The sequence below is a fragment of the Microbacterium pollutisoli genome (genome assembly GCF_053586795.1).
In genome coordinates this window covers 168,804-183,693 of record NZ_JBNYWT010000005.1, presented here as the reverse complement: position 1 = coordinate 183,693, position 14,890 = coordinate 168,804, and the positions used below count along the sequence as shown (strand labels likewise).

The 14,890-nt window shown below is 71.7% G+C and carries 11 protein-coding genes; 7 read left to right on the top strand and 4 right to left on the bottom strand.

Features of this window, described 5'->3' with window-relative positions; all coding sequences use genetic code 11:
* Positions 1-18: 18 nt before the first annotated feature.
* Positions 19-3,684 (bottom strand): multifunctional oxoglutarate decarboxylase/oxoglutarate dehydrogenase thiamine pyrophosphate-binding subunit/dihydrolipoyllysine-residue succinyltransferase subunit, encoded by a 3,666-nt coding sequence (locus ACQ143_RS12435; RefSeq protein WP_449571016.1) that lies wholly within the window; start codon positions 3,682-3,684, stop codon positions 19-21.
* A 177-nt stretch (positions 3,685-3,861) separates the two neighbouring features.
* Between ACQ143_RS12435 and guaB1 the strand changes: the two genes are divergently transcribed.
* From guaB1 to ACQ143_RS12420, 3 genes are all read left to right on the top strand, one after another.
* Positions 3,862-5,319 (top strand): GMP reductase, encoded by a 1,458-nt coding sequence (guaB1, locus tag ACQ143_RS12430; protein ID WP_449571015.1) that lies wholly within the window; start codon positions 3,862-3,864, stop codon positions 5,317-5,319.
* A gap of 161 nt (positions 5,320-5,480) precedes the next feature.
* Complete coding sequence (locus tag ACQ143_RS12425; protein ID WP_449571014.1) at positions 5,481-6,803, top strand: hemolysin family protein; 1,323 nt, start codon at positions 5,481-5,483, stop codon at positions 6,801-6,803.
* Entirely contained in the window at positions 6,800-7,852 is a 1,053-nt protein-coding gene (locus ACQ143_RS12420; protein ID WP_449571013.1) for a hemolysin family protein, read from the top strand. The genes ACQ143_RS12425 and ACQ143_RS12420 overlap by 4 nt, the downstream gene beginning before the upstream one ends.
* A 5-nt stretch (positions 7,853-7,857) precedes the next feature.
* On the opposite strand, the gene ACQ143_RS12415 is transcribed toward ACQ143_RS12420, so the two are convergent.
* Positions 7,858-8,943, bottom strand: a complete 1,086-nt coding sequence (locus ACQ143_RS12415) for an NADH:flavin oxidoreductase/NADH oxidase (protein ID WP_449571012.1) — start codon at positions 8,941-8,943, stop codon at positions 7,858-7,860.
* A 55-nt stretch (positions 8,944-8,998) separates the two neighbouring features.
* Between ACQ143_RS12415 and ACQ143_RS12410 the strand changes: the two genes are divergently transcribed.
* Genes ACQ143_RS12410 through ACQ143_RS12395 form a run of 4 tightly spaced genes read left to right on the top strand, consistent with a single transcriptional unit; the run spans position 8,999 to position 12,150 of the window.
* Positions 8,999-9,856 (top strand): ADP-dependent NAD(P)H-hydrate dehydratase, encoded by an 858-nt coding sequence (locus tag ACQ143_RS12410; protein WP_449571011.1) that lies wholly within the window; start codon positions 8,999-9,001, stop codon positions 9,854-9,856.
* A 30-nt stretch (positions 9,857-9,886) separates the two neighbouring features.
* On the top strand, positions 9,887-11,107 hold the full coding sequence (locus ACQ143_RS12405) for a glycosyltransferase 87 family protein (RefSeq protein WP_449571010.1): 1,221 nt from the start codon (positions 9,887-9,889) through the stop codon (positions 11,105-11,107).
* 15 nt (positions 11,108-11,122) lie between these two features.
* A complete protein-coding gene (locus ACQ143_RS12400; RefSeq protein WP_449571009.1) occupies positions 11,123-11,431 on the top strand; it encodes a thiamine-binding protein in 309 nt (102 codons plus the stop codon).
* Positions 11,428-12,150 (top strand): NUDIX hydrolase, encoded by a 723-nt coding sequence (locus ACQ143_RS12395; protein ID WP_449571008.1) that lies wholly within the window; start codon positions 11,428-11,430, stop codon positions 12,148-12,150. The genes ACQ143_RS12400 and ACQ143_RS12395 overlap by 4 nt, the downstream gene beginning before the upstream one ends.
* A 1-nt stretch (position 12,151) precedes the next feature.
* Here ACQ143_RS12395 and metX read toward each other — a convergent pair whose 3' ends face one another.
* Both metX and ACQ143_RS12385 read right to left on the bottom strand, forming a co-directional pair.
* Positions 12,152-13,354: a homoserine O-acetyltransferase MetX gene (gene metX / locus ACQ143_RS12390; RefSeq protein WP_449571007.1), complete on the bottom strand. Its 1,203-nt coding sequence runs from the start codon at positions 13,352-13,354 to the stop codon at positions 12,152-12,154.
* Positions 13,355-13,563: 209 nt separating this feature from the next.
* Positions 13,564-14,886 carry a bifunctional o-acetylhomoserine/o-acetylserine sulfhydrylase gene (locus ACQ143_RS12385; RefSeq protein WP_449571006.1) on the bottom strand — a complete coding sequence of 441 codons (1,323 nt, stop codon included), beginning with the start codon at positions 14,884-14,886 and terminating at the stop codon, positions 13,564-13,566.
* Positions 14,887-14,890: the final 4 nt, after the last annotated feature.

Below are 14,890 nucleotides of genomic sequence, written 5' to 3'. Positions count from 1 at the left end.
GGGGCGCCGCTCGCGGGGTTACCGCGCGAGCGCCTGCTCGATGATGGCCGCCTGCTCCACCGCGTGCACCTTCGCCGAACCTGTCGCCGTCGAGGCGGCGGCCGGGCGCGAGACGCGCCGCACCGTGCGGCCCTTCAGGTGCTCCATGACGTCGAGCGCGATGAACGGCCACGCGCCCTGGTTCTCGGGCTCGTCCTGCACCCACACCAGCTCGGCGTTCGGGTACTGGTCGAGCACGGCGTTGAGCTGCTCGATCGGAGCCGGGTAGAACTGCTCGAGGCGGACGAGGGCGATCGAGGGATCGGGCCGCTTTTCGAGCTCGCTGCGCAGGTCCCAGTGGATCTTGCCCGCGTGCAGCAGCACGCGCGTGACCGCCGACCGGTCGATGCCGCGGTTGTCGTCCAGCACCGGCTGGAACCGGCCCGAGACGAAGTCCTCGACGGCGCTGGTGGCGCCGCGCAGTCGCAGCATCGCCTTCGGTGTGAACACCACGAGGGGGCGCCGCGGCCGCGAGTACGCCTGCCGACGCAGCAGGTGGAAGTACGACGCGGGCGTGGACGGCCGCGCGACGATCATGTTGTCCTGCGCGCACATCTGCAGGTAGCGCTCGATGCGCGCCGACGAGTGGTCCGGGCCCTGGCCCTCGTAGCCGTGGGGGAGCAGCAGCACGACGCTCGACTGCTGGCCCCACTTCTGCTCGGCCGAGGAGATGAACTCGTCGATGACCGACTGGGCGCCGTTGGCGAAGTCGCCGAACTGCGCCTCCCACAGCGTCAGGGTGTCGGCGCGCTCGACCGAGTACCCGTACTCGAACGCCATCGCGGCGTACTCGCTCAGCAGCGAGTCGTAGGCGTAGAACCGGCCCTGCCCCTCGACGAGGTTCGCCAGCGGCAGCCATTCCTGGCCGTTCGCGCGGTCGTGCATGATCGCGTGGCGCTGGACGAACGTGCCGCGGCGGGCGTCCTGGCCGGCCAGCCGCACGTTGGTGCCCTCCATCAGCAGCGACCCGAACGCGAGCAGCTCGCCGAAGGCCCAGTCGATGCTGCCGTTGCGGCTCATGTCGCGGCGCTTGTCGAGCAGCTGCTGCAGCTTGGTGTGCACCGTGAAGCCCTCGGGCTTGTTGACGAACGCGTCCCCGATCTTGGCGATGGTGTCGGCGGGGATGCCGGTGGTCTCCGGCTCGCCCACGGCGACGTCCACGGCGCCGGTGTCCGCGGCCGTGACGATCCCCGAGGATCCGGTCTCGGCGGCGTGCGTCTCCGCGAAGGCGACCTCCAGGCGGTCCTGGAAATCGCGCTTGGCCTGCTCGTATTCCTCTTCGGTGATGTCACCGCGACCGACGAGGGCCTCGGTGTACAGGCGCCGCACCGAGCGTTTCGCCTCGATGAGGTTCGTCATCAGCGGCTGGGTCATCGACGGGTCGTCGCCCTCGTTGTGGCCGCGACGGCGGTAGCAGACCAGATCGATCACGACGTCGCGCTTGAACTCCTGGCGGTAGCGGAACGCGAGCTCGGCGACCCGGGCCACGGCCTCGGGGTCGTCGCCGTTGACGTGGAACACCGGCGCCTGGATCGTCTTGGCCACGTCGGTGGCGTACACCGACGTGCGGCCGTCCTGCGGCAGGGTCGTGAATCCGACCTGGTTGTTGACGACGATGTGCACCGTGCCGCCGGTGCGGTAGGCGCGCAGCTGCGACATCTGCAGTGTCTCGACCACGACGCCCTGGCCGGCGAACGCGGCGTCGCCGTGCACGAGGATCGGAAGCCAGGAGAACGAGCCGATGGGCATCCGGTCCTGCTTGGCTCGCACGATGCCTTCGAGGACGCCGTCCACGGTCTCCAGGTGCGAGGGGTTGGCCGCCAGGTAGACGGGCAGCTCCTCCTTGCCGTCGGCGACGAAGGTGCCCTCGGTGCCCAGGTGGTACTTCACATCGCCCGAACCGCTCTTCGAGCCGATCGCGACCGAGCCCTCGAACTCGCGGAAGATCTGGCTGTAGGTCTTGCCCGCGATGTTGGTGAGCACGTTCAGGCGTCCGCGGTGCGCCATGCCGATGGCCGCGCCGTCGAGGCCGCTCGCCGCCGCGCCCTGGAGGATCTCGTCCAGCAGCGGGATGAGCGACTCGCCGCCCTCCAGGCTGAACCGCTTCTGGCCGACGTACTTGGTCTGCAGGAACGTCTCGAACGCCTCGGCCTGGTTGAGCTTGCCGAGGATGCGCAGCTGCTCGTCGTGGCTGGGCTTCTCGTACTTGACCTCGACGTTGTCCTGGAACCACTTGCGCTGGGCGGGGTCCTGGATGTGCATGTACTCGATGCCGATCGTGCGGCAGTACGAGTCGCGGAGGACGCCCAGGATGTCGCGCAGCTTCATCTGGCGCTTGCCGCCGAACCCGTTCGTGACGAACTCGCGGTCCAGATCCCAGAAGGTCAGGCCGTGCGACTCGATCTCCAGGTCGGGGTGCGTGCGCTGCACGTACTCGAGCGGGTCGATGTCGGCCATGAGGTGCCCGCGGACGCGGAACGAGTTGATGAGCTCCTGCACCCGGGCGGTCTTGTCGACCCGTTCGGCGAGGTCGACGTTGATGTCGGTGCCCCAGTGGATGGGGGCGTACGGGATGCGCAGCGCCGCGAAGATGCCCTCGTAGAAGCCCCGCTGCCCGATGAGCAACTCGTGGACGATCTTGAGGAACTCGCCCGACCCGGCGCCCTGGATCACGCGGTGGTCGTAGGTGCTGGTCAGCGTGATGGTCTTGCCGATGCCCAGTTCGACGAGCGTCTTCTCGCTCGATCCCTGGAACTCGGCCGGGTACTCGAGGGCGCCGGCGCCGATGATGCACCCCTGGCCCTTCATCAGGCGGGGCACCGAGTGCACGGTGCCGATGCCGCCCGGGTTGGTCAGCGAGATGGTCGTGCCGGCGAAGTCGGCGGCGGTGAGCTTGTTGGCCCGGGCGCGCTTGACCAGGTCCTCGTACGAGGAGAGGTACTCGTTGAACGTGAGCGACTCGGCGCGCTTGATCGACGGCACCATGAGCGCACGCGATCCGTCCGGCTTGGGCAGGTCGATGGCGATGCCCAGGTTCACGTGGGCCGGGGCCACCACCGACGGCTTGCCGTCCACCTCGGCGTAGGCGACGTTCTGGCTCGGGAAGACCTTCAGCGCCTGGATGAGCGCCCACCCGATCAGGTGGGTGAAGCTCACCTTGCCGCCGCGCGTGCGCGACATGTGATTGTTGATGACGATGCGGTTGTCGATCATCAGCTTCGCCGGGATGGTGCGGACACTGGTCGCGGTGGGCACCGTGAGCGACTGGTCCATGTTCGCCGCGAGGGTCTTGGTCATCCCGCGCAGCGGGGTGACGACATCCTCACCGGCCTCGCTCTCCTCGGCGGGGGCCGCCTTCGGCGCCTGCGCGGGGATGGGCTGCGGGGCGGCCGGCCGCGCCGTCGTGCGGGCCACCGGCTGCGCACCCACGACCGGGATCGGGGCGGTCACCGGATGTGCCTCGGCCGTCGCCGGCGCCGTCGTCGTCGGCTGGTCGGGACGGTAGGACTCCAGGATCGGCCACCATGCCTGATCCACGGAGTTCTTGTCCTTCACGTACTGTTCGTACATCTCGGCGACGAGCCACTCATTGGCCCCGAATTCGCCGTCGCTCGAAGTACCCACGCCGGTCGTCGGACTGGACACGGTTTCGCCTGCTTTCATCTGTGAAGATCAGTTCGTGCGGGGCACTTTCCCGCCCCCGTGCACGCGTCCTTCAAGGGTATCCCAGGTTTGCCGTGCCGACTTCCGCAGCGCGCGTGCGCGGACGCGGCATCCACCGATTCCGGTGAGGATCGGCAGCGCAGGAAGTACCGTGGGAACATGCAGTTCCTCGACGCACGGCCGACGGTCGATCTCACGTACTCCGACGTGTTCCTCGTGCCGCGCCGATCGGGGGTCGGCAGCCGCCTGGATGTGGATCTCGCACCCGACGACGGCACCGGGGCGACCCTGCCGCTGGTGGCGTCCAACATGAACTCGGTCACCGGCGCCCGGCTGGCGGCGACCCTGGCCCGGCGGGGCGGGCTGGCCGTGCTCCCGCAGGACATGCCGCTGCAGGAGCTGGACGCCGCGATCCGGTGGGTCAAGGACCAGCCGGTCGCGTGGGACACCCCGCTCGTGCTGCCCCCGCAGGCGACCGTGGCCGACGCGGCACGACTGCTGCCGCCCGCCGAGGGCTACGGCATCGTGGTGACCGCGGCCACCGGCCCCCGCATCCACATCGACGACATCCTCGGCGTCGTCTCGGCCACCCGGCTGGGCACGGCGCTCCCCGACGCGCAGCTGGGCGACCTCACCCGCGGGCGCACCGCCTCGATCGACGCCGACGACATCGAGGACGCCCGCCACGCCTTCGACCTCATCGTCGCCGCCGACGCGGAGACGGTGTGCGTGCTGCACCACGGCTTCCTCGTGGGCACCCTCTCCCGCCGCACCGCGCTGCGGTCGACGCTGTACCGGCCCGCCGTCGACGCGGACGGGCGGCTCATCGTGGCCGCCGCCGTCGGGATCAACGGCGACGTCGCCGCCAAGGCGCAGGCGCTCGCCGACGCCGGCGTGGACGTGCTCGTGGTCGACACCGCACACGGGCACCAGGAGGGCATGCTCGACGCGCTCCGTCAGGTCGCCGGCCTCGACCTGCGACTGCCGATCGCGGCCGGCAACGTCGTGACCGCCGACGGCGTCTACGACCTCGCCGACGCGGGCGCCACGATCATCAAGGTCGGGGTCGGTCCGGGCGCGATGTGCACGACGCGGATGATGACCGCCGTGGGCCGGCCGCAGTTCTCGGCCGTGCTCGAGACGGCCGAGGCGGCGGCGAAGGCCGACGCCCACGTGTGGGCGGACGGCGGCGTGCGGTATCCGCGCGACGTCGCACTGGCGCTGGCGGCAGGTGCCGCCTCGGTCATGGTCGGCTCGTGGTTCGCCGGCACGATCGAAGCGCCCGGGACGCTGCTGACCGACCCGCAGGGCCGGGTCTACAAGGAGTCGTGGGGCATGGCCTCGACCAAGGCGGTGCACGAGCGGTTCGGTCGCCTCGATCCGTACGAACGGGCGCGCAAGGAGCTGTTCGCCGAGGGGATCTCCTCGTCGAAGATCTACCTCGACCCGCTGCGGCCGAGCATCGAGGACCTGATCGACATGATCACCGCCGGCGTCCGCTCGTCGTTCACGTACGCCGGTGCCGCCACGGTGCCCGAGTTCCACGAACGCGCCGTCGTCGGCCTGCAATCGGCGGCCGGCTACGAGGAGGGCAAGGCGCTCCCGGTCAGCTGGTGACCGGTCGCGCCCGCGGGCGCGCGGGTGCCGCCCGCGCACGCCCGCACGGGCGCGGAATACACAGTCGCATGCCGTAGGATCTGTCGCACAATGGACGACCCTCCCAGTAGTAGACGCCCGCCCCACCGCCCCTTCCCCGAGATGACCGGGGGTGACGCGTCATGGATTATGTGATGCTGGGCGTGGGGCTCCTTCTGACCGTCGGCACAGGCCTGTTCGTCGCGAGCGAGTTCGCGCTCGTGAACCTGGACCGTGCCGACCTCGAGTCGCGCCAGGCGGCCGGTGAGTCGCGGCTGGCGCTGACGATCAAAGCGTTGCGGATCACCTCCACGCACCTGTCCAGCGCCCAGCTGGGCATCACTCTGACGACGCTGCTGACCGGCTACACGATGGAGCCGGCGCTGTCGAACCTGATGGCTCCGCTGCTCATCGGGTGGGGCCTGCCGGAGGCGACCGTGCGGCCGATCACCACCGTCATCGCCGTCTCGATCGCCACGATCTTCTCGATGATCATCGGCGAGCTGGTGCCCAAGAACTTCGCGCTGGCGGTGCCGCGGCAGACCGCCAAGCTCGTGCTGCCGTTCCAGGTGGCCTTCACGACGGTGTTCCGCCCCGCGATCTCGCTGCTCAACGGCAGCGCGAACGGCATCCTGCGTGCGATGGGGGTCGAGCCGAAAGAGGAGCTGTCGGGTGCCCGCACGGCCGAGGAGCTGTCCAGCCTCGTGCGGCGTTCGGCCAACGCCGGTCTGCTCGAGCAGGACACCGCGTCGCTGCTGGACCGGACCCTCAACTTCGCGCGCCTGAGCGCCGCCGACGTCATGACCCCGCGCCCGAGCCTGCACGCGGTGGCCGCCGGCGACAGCGTCGAGGACGTCGTCCAGCTGGCCCGGCGCACGGGCCTGAGCCGCTTCCCCGTCTACGGCGAGTCGCTGGACGACATCATCGGCATCGCGCACCTCAAGCAGGCCGTCAGCGTGCCGCGCGAGCGGCGCGCCGACGTGCCGGCCGCCGCGATCGCCGAGGAGCCGCTGCGGGTGCCCGAGGCTGTGCACCTGGACTCACTCATGTCCGAACTGCGGGCCCGCGGGTACCAGATGGCCGTCGTCGTCGACGAGTACGGCGGCACCGCCGGTGTCGTCACCCTCGAAGACCTCGTCGAGGAGATCGTCGGCGAGGTGCTCGACGAGCACGACCGCAGCCGGGCCGGGATCGTCCGGCTGGCGGACGGGGTGGTCTTCCCCGCCGACCTGCGCCCGGACGAGCTGCTCGACCGCACCGGCATCCGCGTCCCGGAAGGGGACCTGTACGACACCGTGGGCGGCTATCTGATGTCCGTGCTGGAACGCATCCCCGTCGTCGGCGACGACGTCGAGATCGAGGACGGCACCCTCACCGTCCAGCGCATGGACGGGCGCCGCGTGGACCGGGTGAGGTTCACCCCGCATCCGCGCCCCGACGAGCCCGAGGGAGGTGACCAGCGATGAACGACTGGGCCGGAATCGCATGGCTGGTGGTCCTGCTGGTCCTCAACGCCTTCTTCGTCGGCGCCGAGTTCGCCGTCATCTCGGCGCGGCGCTCACAGATCGAGCCCCTCGCCGAGAACGGCTCGAAGGCCGCCAAGACCGCGCTGTACGCGATGGAGCACGCGACGCTCATGCTGGCGACCAGCCAGCTGGGCATCACGATCTGCTCGCTGCTGATCCTGAACGTCTCCGAACCGGCGATCCACCACCTCATCGCCGTCCCGCTGGGACTGACCGGTTGGGGCGAGGTGGTCATCGACGGCGTCGCCTTCGCGATCGCGCTGGTTCTGGTCTCCTACCTGCACGTCGTGTTCGGTGAGATGGTGCCGAAGAACCTCGCGTTCTCGCTGCCCGACCGGGCGGTGCTCCTGCTGGCGACCCCGCTGGTGTGGGTGTCGAAGCTCTTCCACCCGGTCATCGCGAGCCTGAACTGGATCGCCAACCACATCCTGCGCCTGTTCCGCGTGGAGCCCAAGGACGAGGCCGCCTCGACCTACACGCTCGACGAGGTCGCCACGATCGTGAACCAGTCCCGCATCGAGGGCGTGCTCGACGACGCGTCGGGCGCGGTCGCGGCGGCGGTCGAGTTCACCGACAAGAAGGCAGCCGACGTGGCCGTCCCGCTGTCGCAGCTGGTGACCCTGCCGGCCACGACGACGCCCGACGAGATCGAGCGGGCCGTCGCCAAGCACGGGTTCTCGCGCTACGTGATCGTCGACGACGAGGGCGCACCGCTGGGCTATGTGCACCTGAAGGACGTGCTGCGCGAGGCCGAGGGGGCGGATGCCGCGGTCGCGACCGAGCCGGTCAAGCCCAAGCGGATCCACCGCATGGTGCCGCTGACCGAGACCACCGACCTCGAGGACGCGCTCGCGCTGATGCGCCGGGCCAGCCGTCACCTCGGGCAGGTGCGCAACGCCGCCGGCGAGACGACCGCGGTGCTGTTCCTCGAGGACATCATCGAGGAGCTCGTCGGCGAGGTGCACGACGCGACCCGCCGCGGGTTCTGACCCGCTCACCCCACCGCGACGCGCCGTGGCCGTGCCCGCAGATACTGCGGCGGCCACGGCGCCGCGTCGGTCTCACCCAGCTCGGTGGCCGCGCGCAGCGCGAAGTGCGGGTCGCGCAGCCATTCCCGGCCCGCGAGCACCGCGTCGGCGTCGCCGGCGGCCAGGATCTGCTCGGCCTGGGGGCCGTCGGTGATCTCGCCCACGGCGCTGACCGGCAGGCCGGTGCGGCGCCGCACCTCGGCGGCGATCGGCACCTGATACCCCGGGCCGGTCGTGATCCGCTGGTGGGCCACGAGGCCTCCGCTGGAGATGTCGAACAGACGCACACCACGCTCCGCCGCCCAACCGGCCACGATGGCGGTCTGCGCCTCGTCCCAGCCGCCGTCGGCCCAGTCCCGGCCGGAGAACCGCGTGAAAAGCGTCGCCTCCGGAGCGGCCGCGGCCACGGCCTCCACCACCCGCAGCAGCAGCCGGGCCCGGTTCTCCAGCGAGCCGCCGTACTCGTCGGTGCGGTGGTTCGACAGCGGCGAGAGGAACTGGTGCAGCAGATAGCCGTGCGCGGCGTGGATCTCGAGCACCGCGAACCCCGCGGCCACCGCGCGCCGGGCTGCGGCGGCGAAGGCGGCCACGACGGCGTCGATGCCGGCCAGGTCCAGGGCGACCGGCTCGGCGAGCCCCTCGAAGGCGATCGCCGACGGTGCCACGGTCTGCCAGCCGCCGCGCGCGGCGGGCACCGAACCGTGTTCGGGAGCGAACGGCGCCCACGTCGAGGCCTTGCGTCCGGCGTGGGCGAGCTGGATGCCGGGCACGGCACCGCGCGAACGGATCGCCGCGGCGATGGGCGCCCACGCGTCGCGCTGCGCATCGGTGTACAGCCCGGTGTCGTCGGGGGAGATGCGCCCCTCGGGCAGCACCGCGGTGGCCTCGGCGAGCACGAGCCCGGCGCCGCCGGACGCGAACTGGGCGAGGTGCACATGGTGCCAGTCGCCCGGCATCCCGTCGACCGCCGAGTACTGGCACATCGGCGCCACCCACAGGCGGTTGCGGACGGTGAGGGGTCCGAGGTCGAACGGGGACATCAGCAGGCTCATACGGGGCCTTTCACGGCGGTGTCGGGGGAGATGGTCGCGCCGCTAGGGTAACGCCATGGCCACCCTCCCGCTGTTCACGGCAGCCGTCGCCGCGCGGCACCTGCGGGCGCCGACGGCATCGGACGACAAGTACTCGCGGGGTGTGCTGGGCGTCCGGACCGGGTCACAGCGGTATCCGGGCGCGGCGGTGCTCGGCGTCGAGGCAGCGTGGCGGACCGGGCTCGGCATGGTGCGCTACACGGGGCCGGCGTCCGCGCTCGTGCTGGCGCGGCGCCCGGAGACGGTCACCGTCGCCGGGCGGGTGCAGACGTGGCTCATCGGCTCGGGGACGGATGCCGACCATCGCACCCCGGCCGAGACCGCGGCGCTGCGCGAGATCCTCGCCGGGGAGGTGCCCGTCGTCGTCGACGCCGGGGCCCTCGACCTGGTGCCCGGCGCCACCGCACCGGTGCTGGTGACGCCGCACGCCGGCGAACACGCGCGCCTGCGGCGCCAGGCGGGCCTGGCCGCCGACGACGACCGGGTGCGCGCGTGCGTCCAGACGGCGGCCGAGCTGGGTGTGGCGGTGCTGCTGAAGGGATCCGACACGCTCGTGGCCACCCCCGGCGGCTGGATCGCGCACGTGGCGGCACCCACCTCCTGGCTGGCCACCGCCGGCACCGGCGACGTGCTGGGCGGCATCGTGGGCGCGCTCGTGGCGGGCGCGCAGGCGGCCGCCGAGCAGAAGGGCGGGCGGCTCACGGTCGAGGATCTCGGTGCGCCGGCGGCGACGGCGGCGCTGCTGCACGGCGCGGCGGCACAGCGTGCCTCGGCCGCGCACGCCGGCGGCCCTGTCGTCGCGCTCGATGTCGCGCACCACGTGGCCGCCGCCGTCGGCGCGCTGCTGTCCGCCCGGCAGGACGGGTCGGCGTGAGGCGGCGGACGTCTTCGTAGGATGGGGGTCATGTCGAGACGCGCCCTGCTCTGGAGCGCGTTCGTCATCGTCCACGTGTGGGTGGCCGTGCTCGGCTTCGTGCTGCCCAACGAGCCGATGGGCGACGTGTACCGGGTGTACGAGCCGTGGTCGGCCGCGGCGCTGGCCGGCACCGGCGTCGTCGGCATCGACAGCCCCTGGGTCTACCCGCAGCTGGCGCTGGCACCCCTGCTGCTCGCGCACCTGCTGGCCCCCCTCGGCGGGTACACCGTCGCCTGGGCGCTGCTGATCACCCTCGTCGACGCGGCTGGGTTCGCGGTGCTGGTCGGCCGCGCGCACTCCCGCGGGCGCACGACCGCCGCCGCGTTCTGGCTCGGCTACCTCGCCCTGCTCGGGCCGATCGGGATGTACCGGCTCGACGCGTTTACGGTGCCGCTGGTCATCGTCGCGTGCCTGTGGCTCATCGGCCGGCCCTGGATCGCGTCGGTGCTGCTGGCGGTGGCGACCTGGATCAAGGTGTGGCCGGCGGCCGTGCTGGCCGCGGCCGTCGTCGCCGCGCGGCGCCGAGCGGCCCTGGTCGGCGGGGCGGCGCTGGTCACGGTGTTCACCATGGCCGGGGTCATCCTCGCCGGTGGCGGCGCGCACCTGTTCGGCTTCATCGCCGACCAGGGCACGCGCGGGCTGCAGATCGAGGCGCCGGTGAGCACGCCGTACCTGTGGGGTGCGCTGTCGGGGATCGACGGATTCTGGGTGTACTACTCGAACGACCTGCTCACGTTCGAGGTGACCGGCACCGACATCGACCCGGTGATCGCCGCGATGACGCCGGTGCTGATCGCCGTCGTGGCCGCCGTCGCGGTCACCGGCGGCATCCAGGCGCTGCGCGGTGCCGGCTTCGCCCGGCTGTTCCCGACCCTGTCGCTCGCCCTGACGGCCGGGTTCATCGTGTGCAACAAGGTCGGCTCGCCGCAGTACGCGTCGTGGCTGATCCCGCCGCTGGTGATCGGCCTCGTGATCGACCGGCGCCGCTGGCTCCGCCCGGCCGTGCTCGGCGGGGCCATCGCCCTGCTGACCCACCTGGTGTATCCGCTGCTGTACGCCGGACTCCTCGACCCCGAGCCGGTCGCCGTCAGCGTTCTCACGCTGCGCAACGCGCTGCTCATCGTCCTGTTCACGTGGATGGTCGTGCGCCTGGTGCGCGTGCCCGTCCGCCCCCGGCTGGGCGCCGCGCGCCCGGCATCCATCCCCTGAGAACCGGAGGTTCCCATGCTCATCGCCTTCTCCGTCGCCCCCAGCGGCACCGGACGCGCCGACGGCTCGGTCCACGACGCGGTCGCCGCCGCCGTGCAGGTCGTCCGCGCGTCGGGACTGCCGCATCGCACGACGAGCATGTTCACCGAGGTCGAGGGCGAATGGGACGAGGTGATGGGTGTCGTCAAGGCCGCCACCGACGCGGTCCTGCCGTACGGTTCGCGGGTCTCGCTCGTGCTGAAGGCCGACATCCGCCCCGGCTACACCGGGGAGCTCGACGGCAAGATCGCCCGGCTGGAACAGGCCATCGAGGAGGCGCCGTGACCGTCGACCGCGTCGCGCGGGTGCTGGCCGACATGACCGACACCGCCGGCGACCCCGAGGCGCGGGAGATCCCGGTGGCCGCCACGGTCGTGATCGCCCGGGACACGGCGGCCGGTCCGGAGGTGTTCATGATCGAGCGCCCCGATCGGGGCAGCTTCGCCGGGGCATGGGTGTTCCCCGGCGGCAAGATCGAATCGCAGGACGCCGGCGCCGGCGAGGAGGAGCGGGCCCGATCCGCCGGCGTGCGCGAGACCCACGAGGAGACCGGTCTCACGCTCACGCGCGATGCGCTGCAGCCGTTCAGCAGGTGGGTGCCGCCCACGAGCGTCACCCTGCGCATCCGCACCTGGTTCTTCGTGGCGCCCGACCCCGGCGGGGAGCCGGTGCTCGCCGCCGACGAGGCCGTGCGCGCGGAGTGGATGCGGCCGGCCGACGCGCTGGAACGTCACGGACGGGGCGAACTGACGCTGTACCCGCCCACATGGGTGACGCTGCACGACCTCGCCGGGCAGGACACCGTGGCCGACATCGTCGCGGCGGCCCGGCTCAGCGGCGTGCGCGAGTTCGAGACCGTGGCCCGCAAGGGGGCGGCCGGGGCGGTGCTGCTGTGGCAGGGCGACGGCGAGTACGACGCGGTGGCAGATCCCGCCGATGCCACCGCGCCGGAGCGGCATCGGCTGGATATGTCCGCGCTGCCCTGGGTCTACACCCGCAGCTGACTCAGCTCTCGAGCAGCCGCCGCAGGTGGACGCCGACCGCGTCGGTCTCGATGAGGAACCCGTCGTGGCCGTAGTCGCTGGCCAGCACGACGGCGTCGTCGTCGATGGTCGTGCGGATGCCGCGGGCGATGCGCTGCTGCCCGTCGACGGGGAAGAGGCGGTCGCTGTCGACCCCGAGCACGAGCGTGCGGGCGGTCACCCGCGCGAGGGCGTCGTCGATGCCGCCCCGGTCGCGGCCGATGTCGTGCGAGCTCATCGCCTCGACCAAGGTGATGTACGAGTTGGCGTCGAAGCGGCGGGTGAACTTGTTGCCGTGGAAGTCGAGGTAGCTTTCCACGGCGAACCGGCCGCCGTGCCCGAGCGGGCTCTTGCCCGACTGCCAGGTGCGGCCGAACCGCTGGTTCAGCTCGGTGTCGCTGCGGTAGCTGAGCATGGCCGCCCGCCGGGCGAGCGACAGGCCGCGGTGGGGGCCGTCGCCGTCACCGGCGTCGTAGTACTCGCCGCCGACGAACCGCGGGTCCATCTGGATCGTGGCCACCTGCAGTGAGTTGTGCGCGACCTGGTCGGCCGTGGTCACCGGCGGCGCGGACAGCACCGCGAGGCGCTCGAGGCGGTCGGGGTGGCCGACGCCCCACTCCAGGGCGTGCATGCCGCCCATCGAACCGCCGATCACCGCGGCCCAGCGCTCGATGCCCAGCGCGTCGGCCAGGCGCACCTGCGCGGCGACCTGGTCGCGGATCGTGAGGTACGGGAACCGGGCGGCCCATTCGTAGCCGTCCGGGGCGATGCTCGAAGGGCCCGTGGAGCCCTGGCATCCCCCCAGGATGTTCGGGGCGACGACGAACCAGCGGTCGGTGTCGACCGGGGCGCCGGGACCGACGACGTCGCCCCACCAGCCGTCGGTGGGGTGCCCCGGGCCGGCCGGTCCGCGCACGTGGCTGTCGCCGGTGAGCGCGTGCGCGATGAGCACGGCGTTGTCGCGGGCGGCGTTCAGCTCGCCCCAGGTCTCGTAGGCCAGCCGGATGCCGGGCAGCTCGCGGCCGCCCTCGGTGCGGAACGGGCCGGAGGCGGCGAACTGGCGCTGTCCGACCGGGTCGCCGTCACGCCAGGCGCCGGTGGCGGGCGGACGGCCCAGCAGCTGGCGGGCGTCGGCCTCCGTGATCGGTGCGCTGGGCACCGTGTCCTCGGAGGTCTGCCAATCCATGCCTCCATTGTCCCTGCCCGCCGCCCCACCCGGCCCCGTGTTACGCCCCCGCGCGCCGCCTGGCCGCCTGGCCCGCCCGGGCCCGGGCCCTTGCCCGCGAAAGAACAACGGGCGGACGAGAAGACGGGTATCACCCGTTCTCTCGTCCGCCCCGTGTTCTCTCGCGGTTCGGAGGGTGCGCGGCGCGCGGGCGCGGCGCGCGAGGCGCGTCAGGCGCGCGCGGCCTCGGTGACGCGGCGGGCCGCGTCGAAGGCCTGCGCCAGGTCGGCCTTGAGGTCCTCGATGTTCTCCAGACCCACCGACAGGCGCACCAGGCCCGGCGTGACGCCACCGCTGAGCTGCTGCTCGGGGGTGAGCTGCGAGTGCGTGGTCGAGGCGGGGTGGATCACGAGCGAACGCACGTCGCCGATGTTGGCGAGGTGGCTGAACAGCTCCAGCGAGTTGACGAACTCACGGCCGGCGTCCACGCCGCCCTTCAGCTCGAAGGACACGACGGCGCCCACGCCCTTCGGGGCGTACCGGTTGGCCAGGGCGTACCACGGCGAGGTGGGCAGGCCCGAGTAGTTGACCGAGGCGACGTCGTCGCGGTTCTCGAGCCACTCGGCGATCTCCTGCGTGTTCTGCACGTGCCGCTCGATGCGCAGCGACAGCGTCTCGATGCCCTGGATGAGGTTCCACGCGCTCTGCGGCGAGATGGCCGAACCCAGGTCGCGCAGCAGCTGCACGCGCGCTTTGATGATGTAGGCCAGGCCGTCGCCGACCGCGGTCGTGTACGACGCGCCGTGGTACGACGGGTCGGGCTCGGTCAGGCCCGGGAAGCGGTCGACGTGCTTGGACCACGGGAAGGTGCCGCCGTCGATGACGACGCCGCCGATGGTGGTGCCGTGGCCGCCGAGGAACTTCGTGATCGAGTGCGTGACGATGTCGGCGCCGTGCTCGAACGGCCGGATCAGGTAGGGCGTGGCGATCGTGTTGTCGACGATGAGCGGCACGCCGGCGTCGTGGGCGATGTCGGCCACGGTGCGGATGTCGAGCACGTTGATGCGGGGGTTGCCGATGGTCTCGGCGAACAGCAGCTTCGTGTTCGGGCGGATGGCGCGGCGCCACTCCTCCGGGTCGTCCTGGTTCTCGACGAACGTGACCTCGATGCCGAGCTTGGCCAGCGTGTACTTGAACAGGTTGTACGTGCCGCCGTAGATCGAGCTCGAGGCGACGAAGTGGTCGCCGGCCTGCGCGATGTTCAGGATCGCGAAGGTCGAGGCGGCCTGGCCGCTGGACAGCACGAGCGCACCGGTGCCGCCCTCGAGCGCGGCGAGGCGCTGCTCGAGCACGTCCTGCGTGGGGTTCTGGATGCGGGTGTAGATGTTGCCGAACTCGGCCAGGGCGAACAGGTTCGCGGCGTGGTCGGTGTTGTCGAACACGTACGACGTGGTCTGGTAGATCGGCGTGGCGCGAGCCTTGGTGACCGGGTCCGGCGCGGCGCCGGAGTGGATCTGCTTGGTCTCGAAGCGCCAGTTCTCGGGTGCGGACATGTCG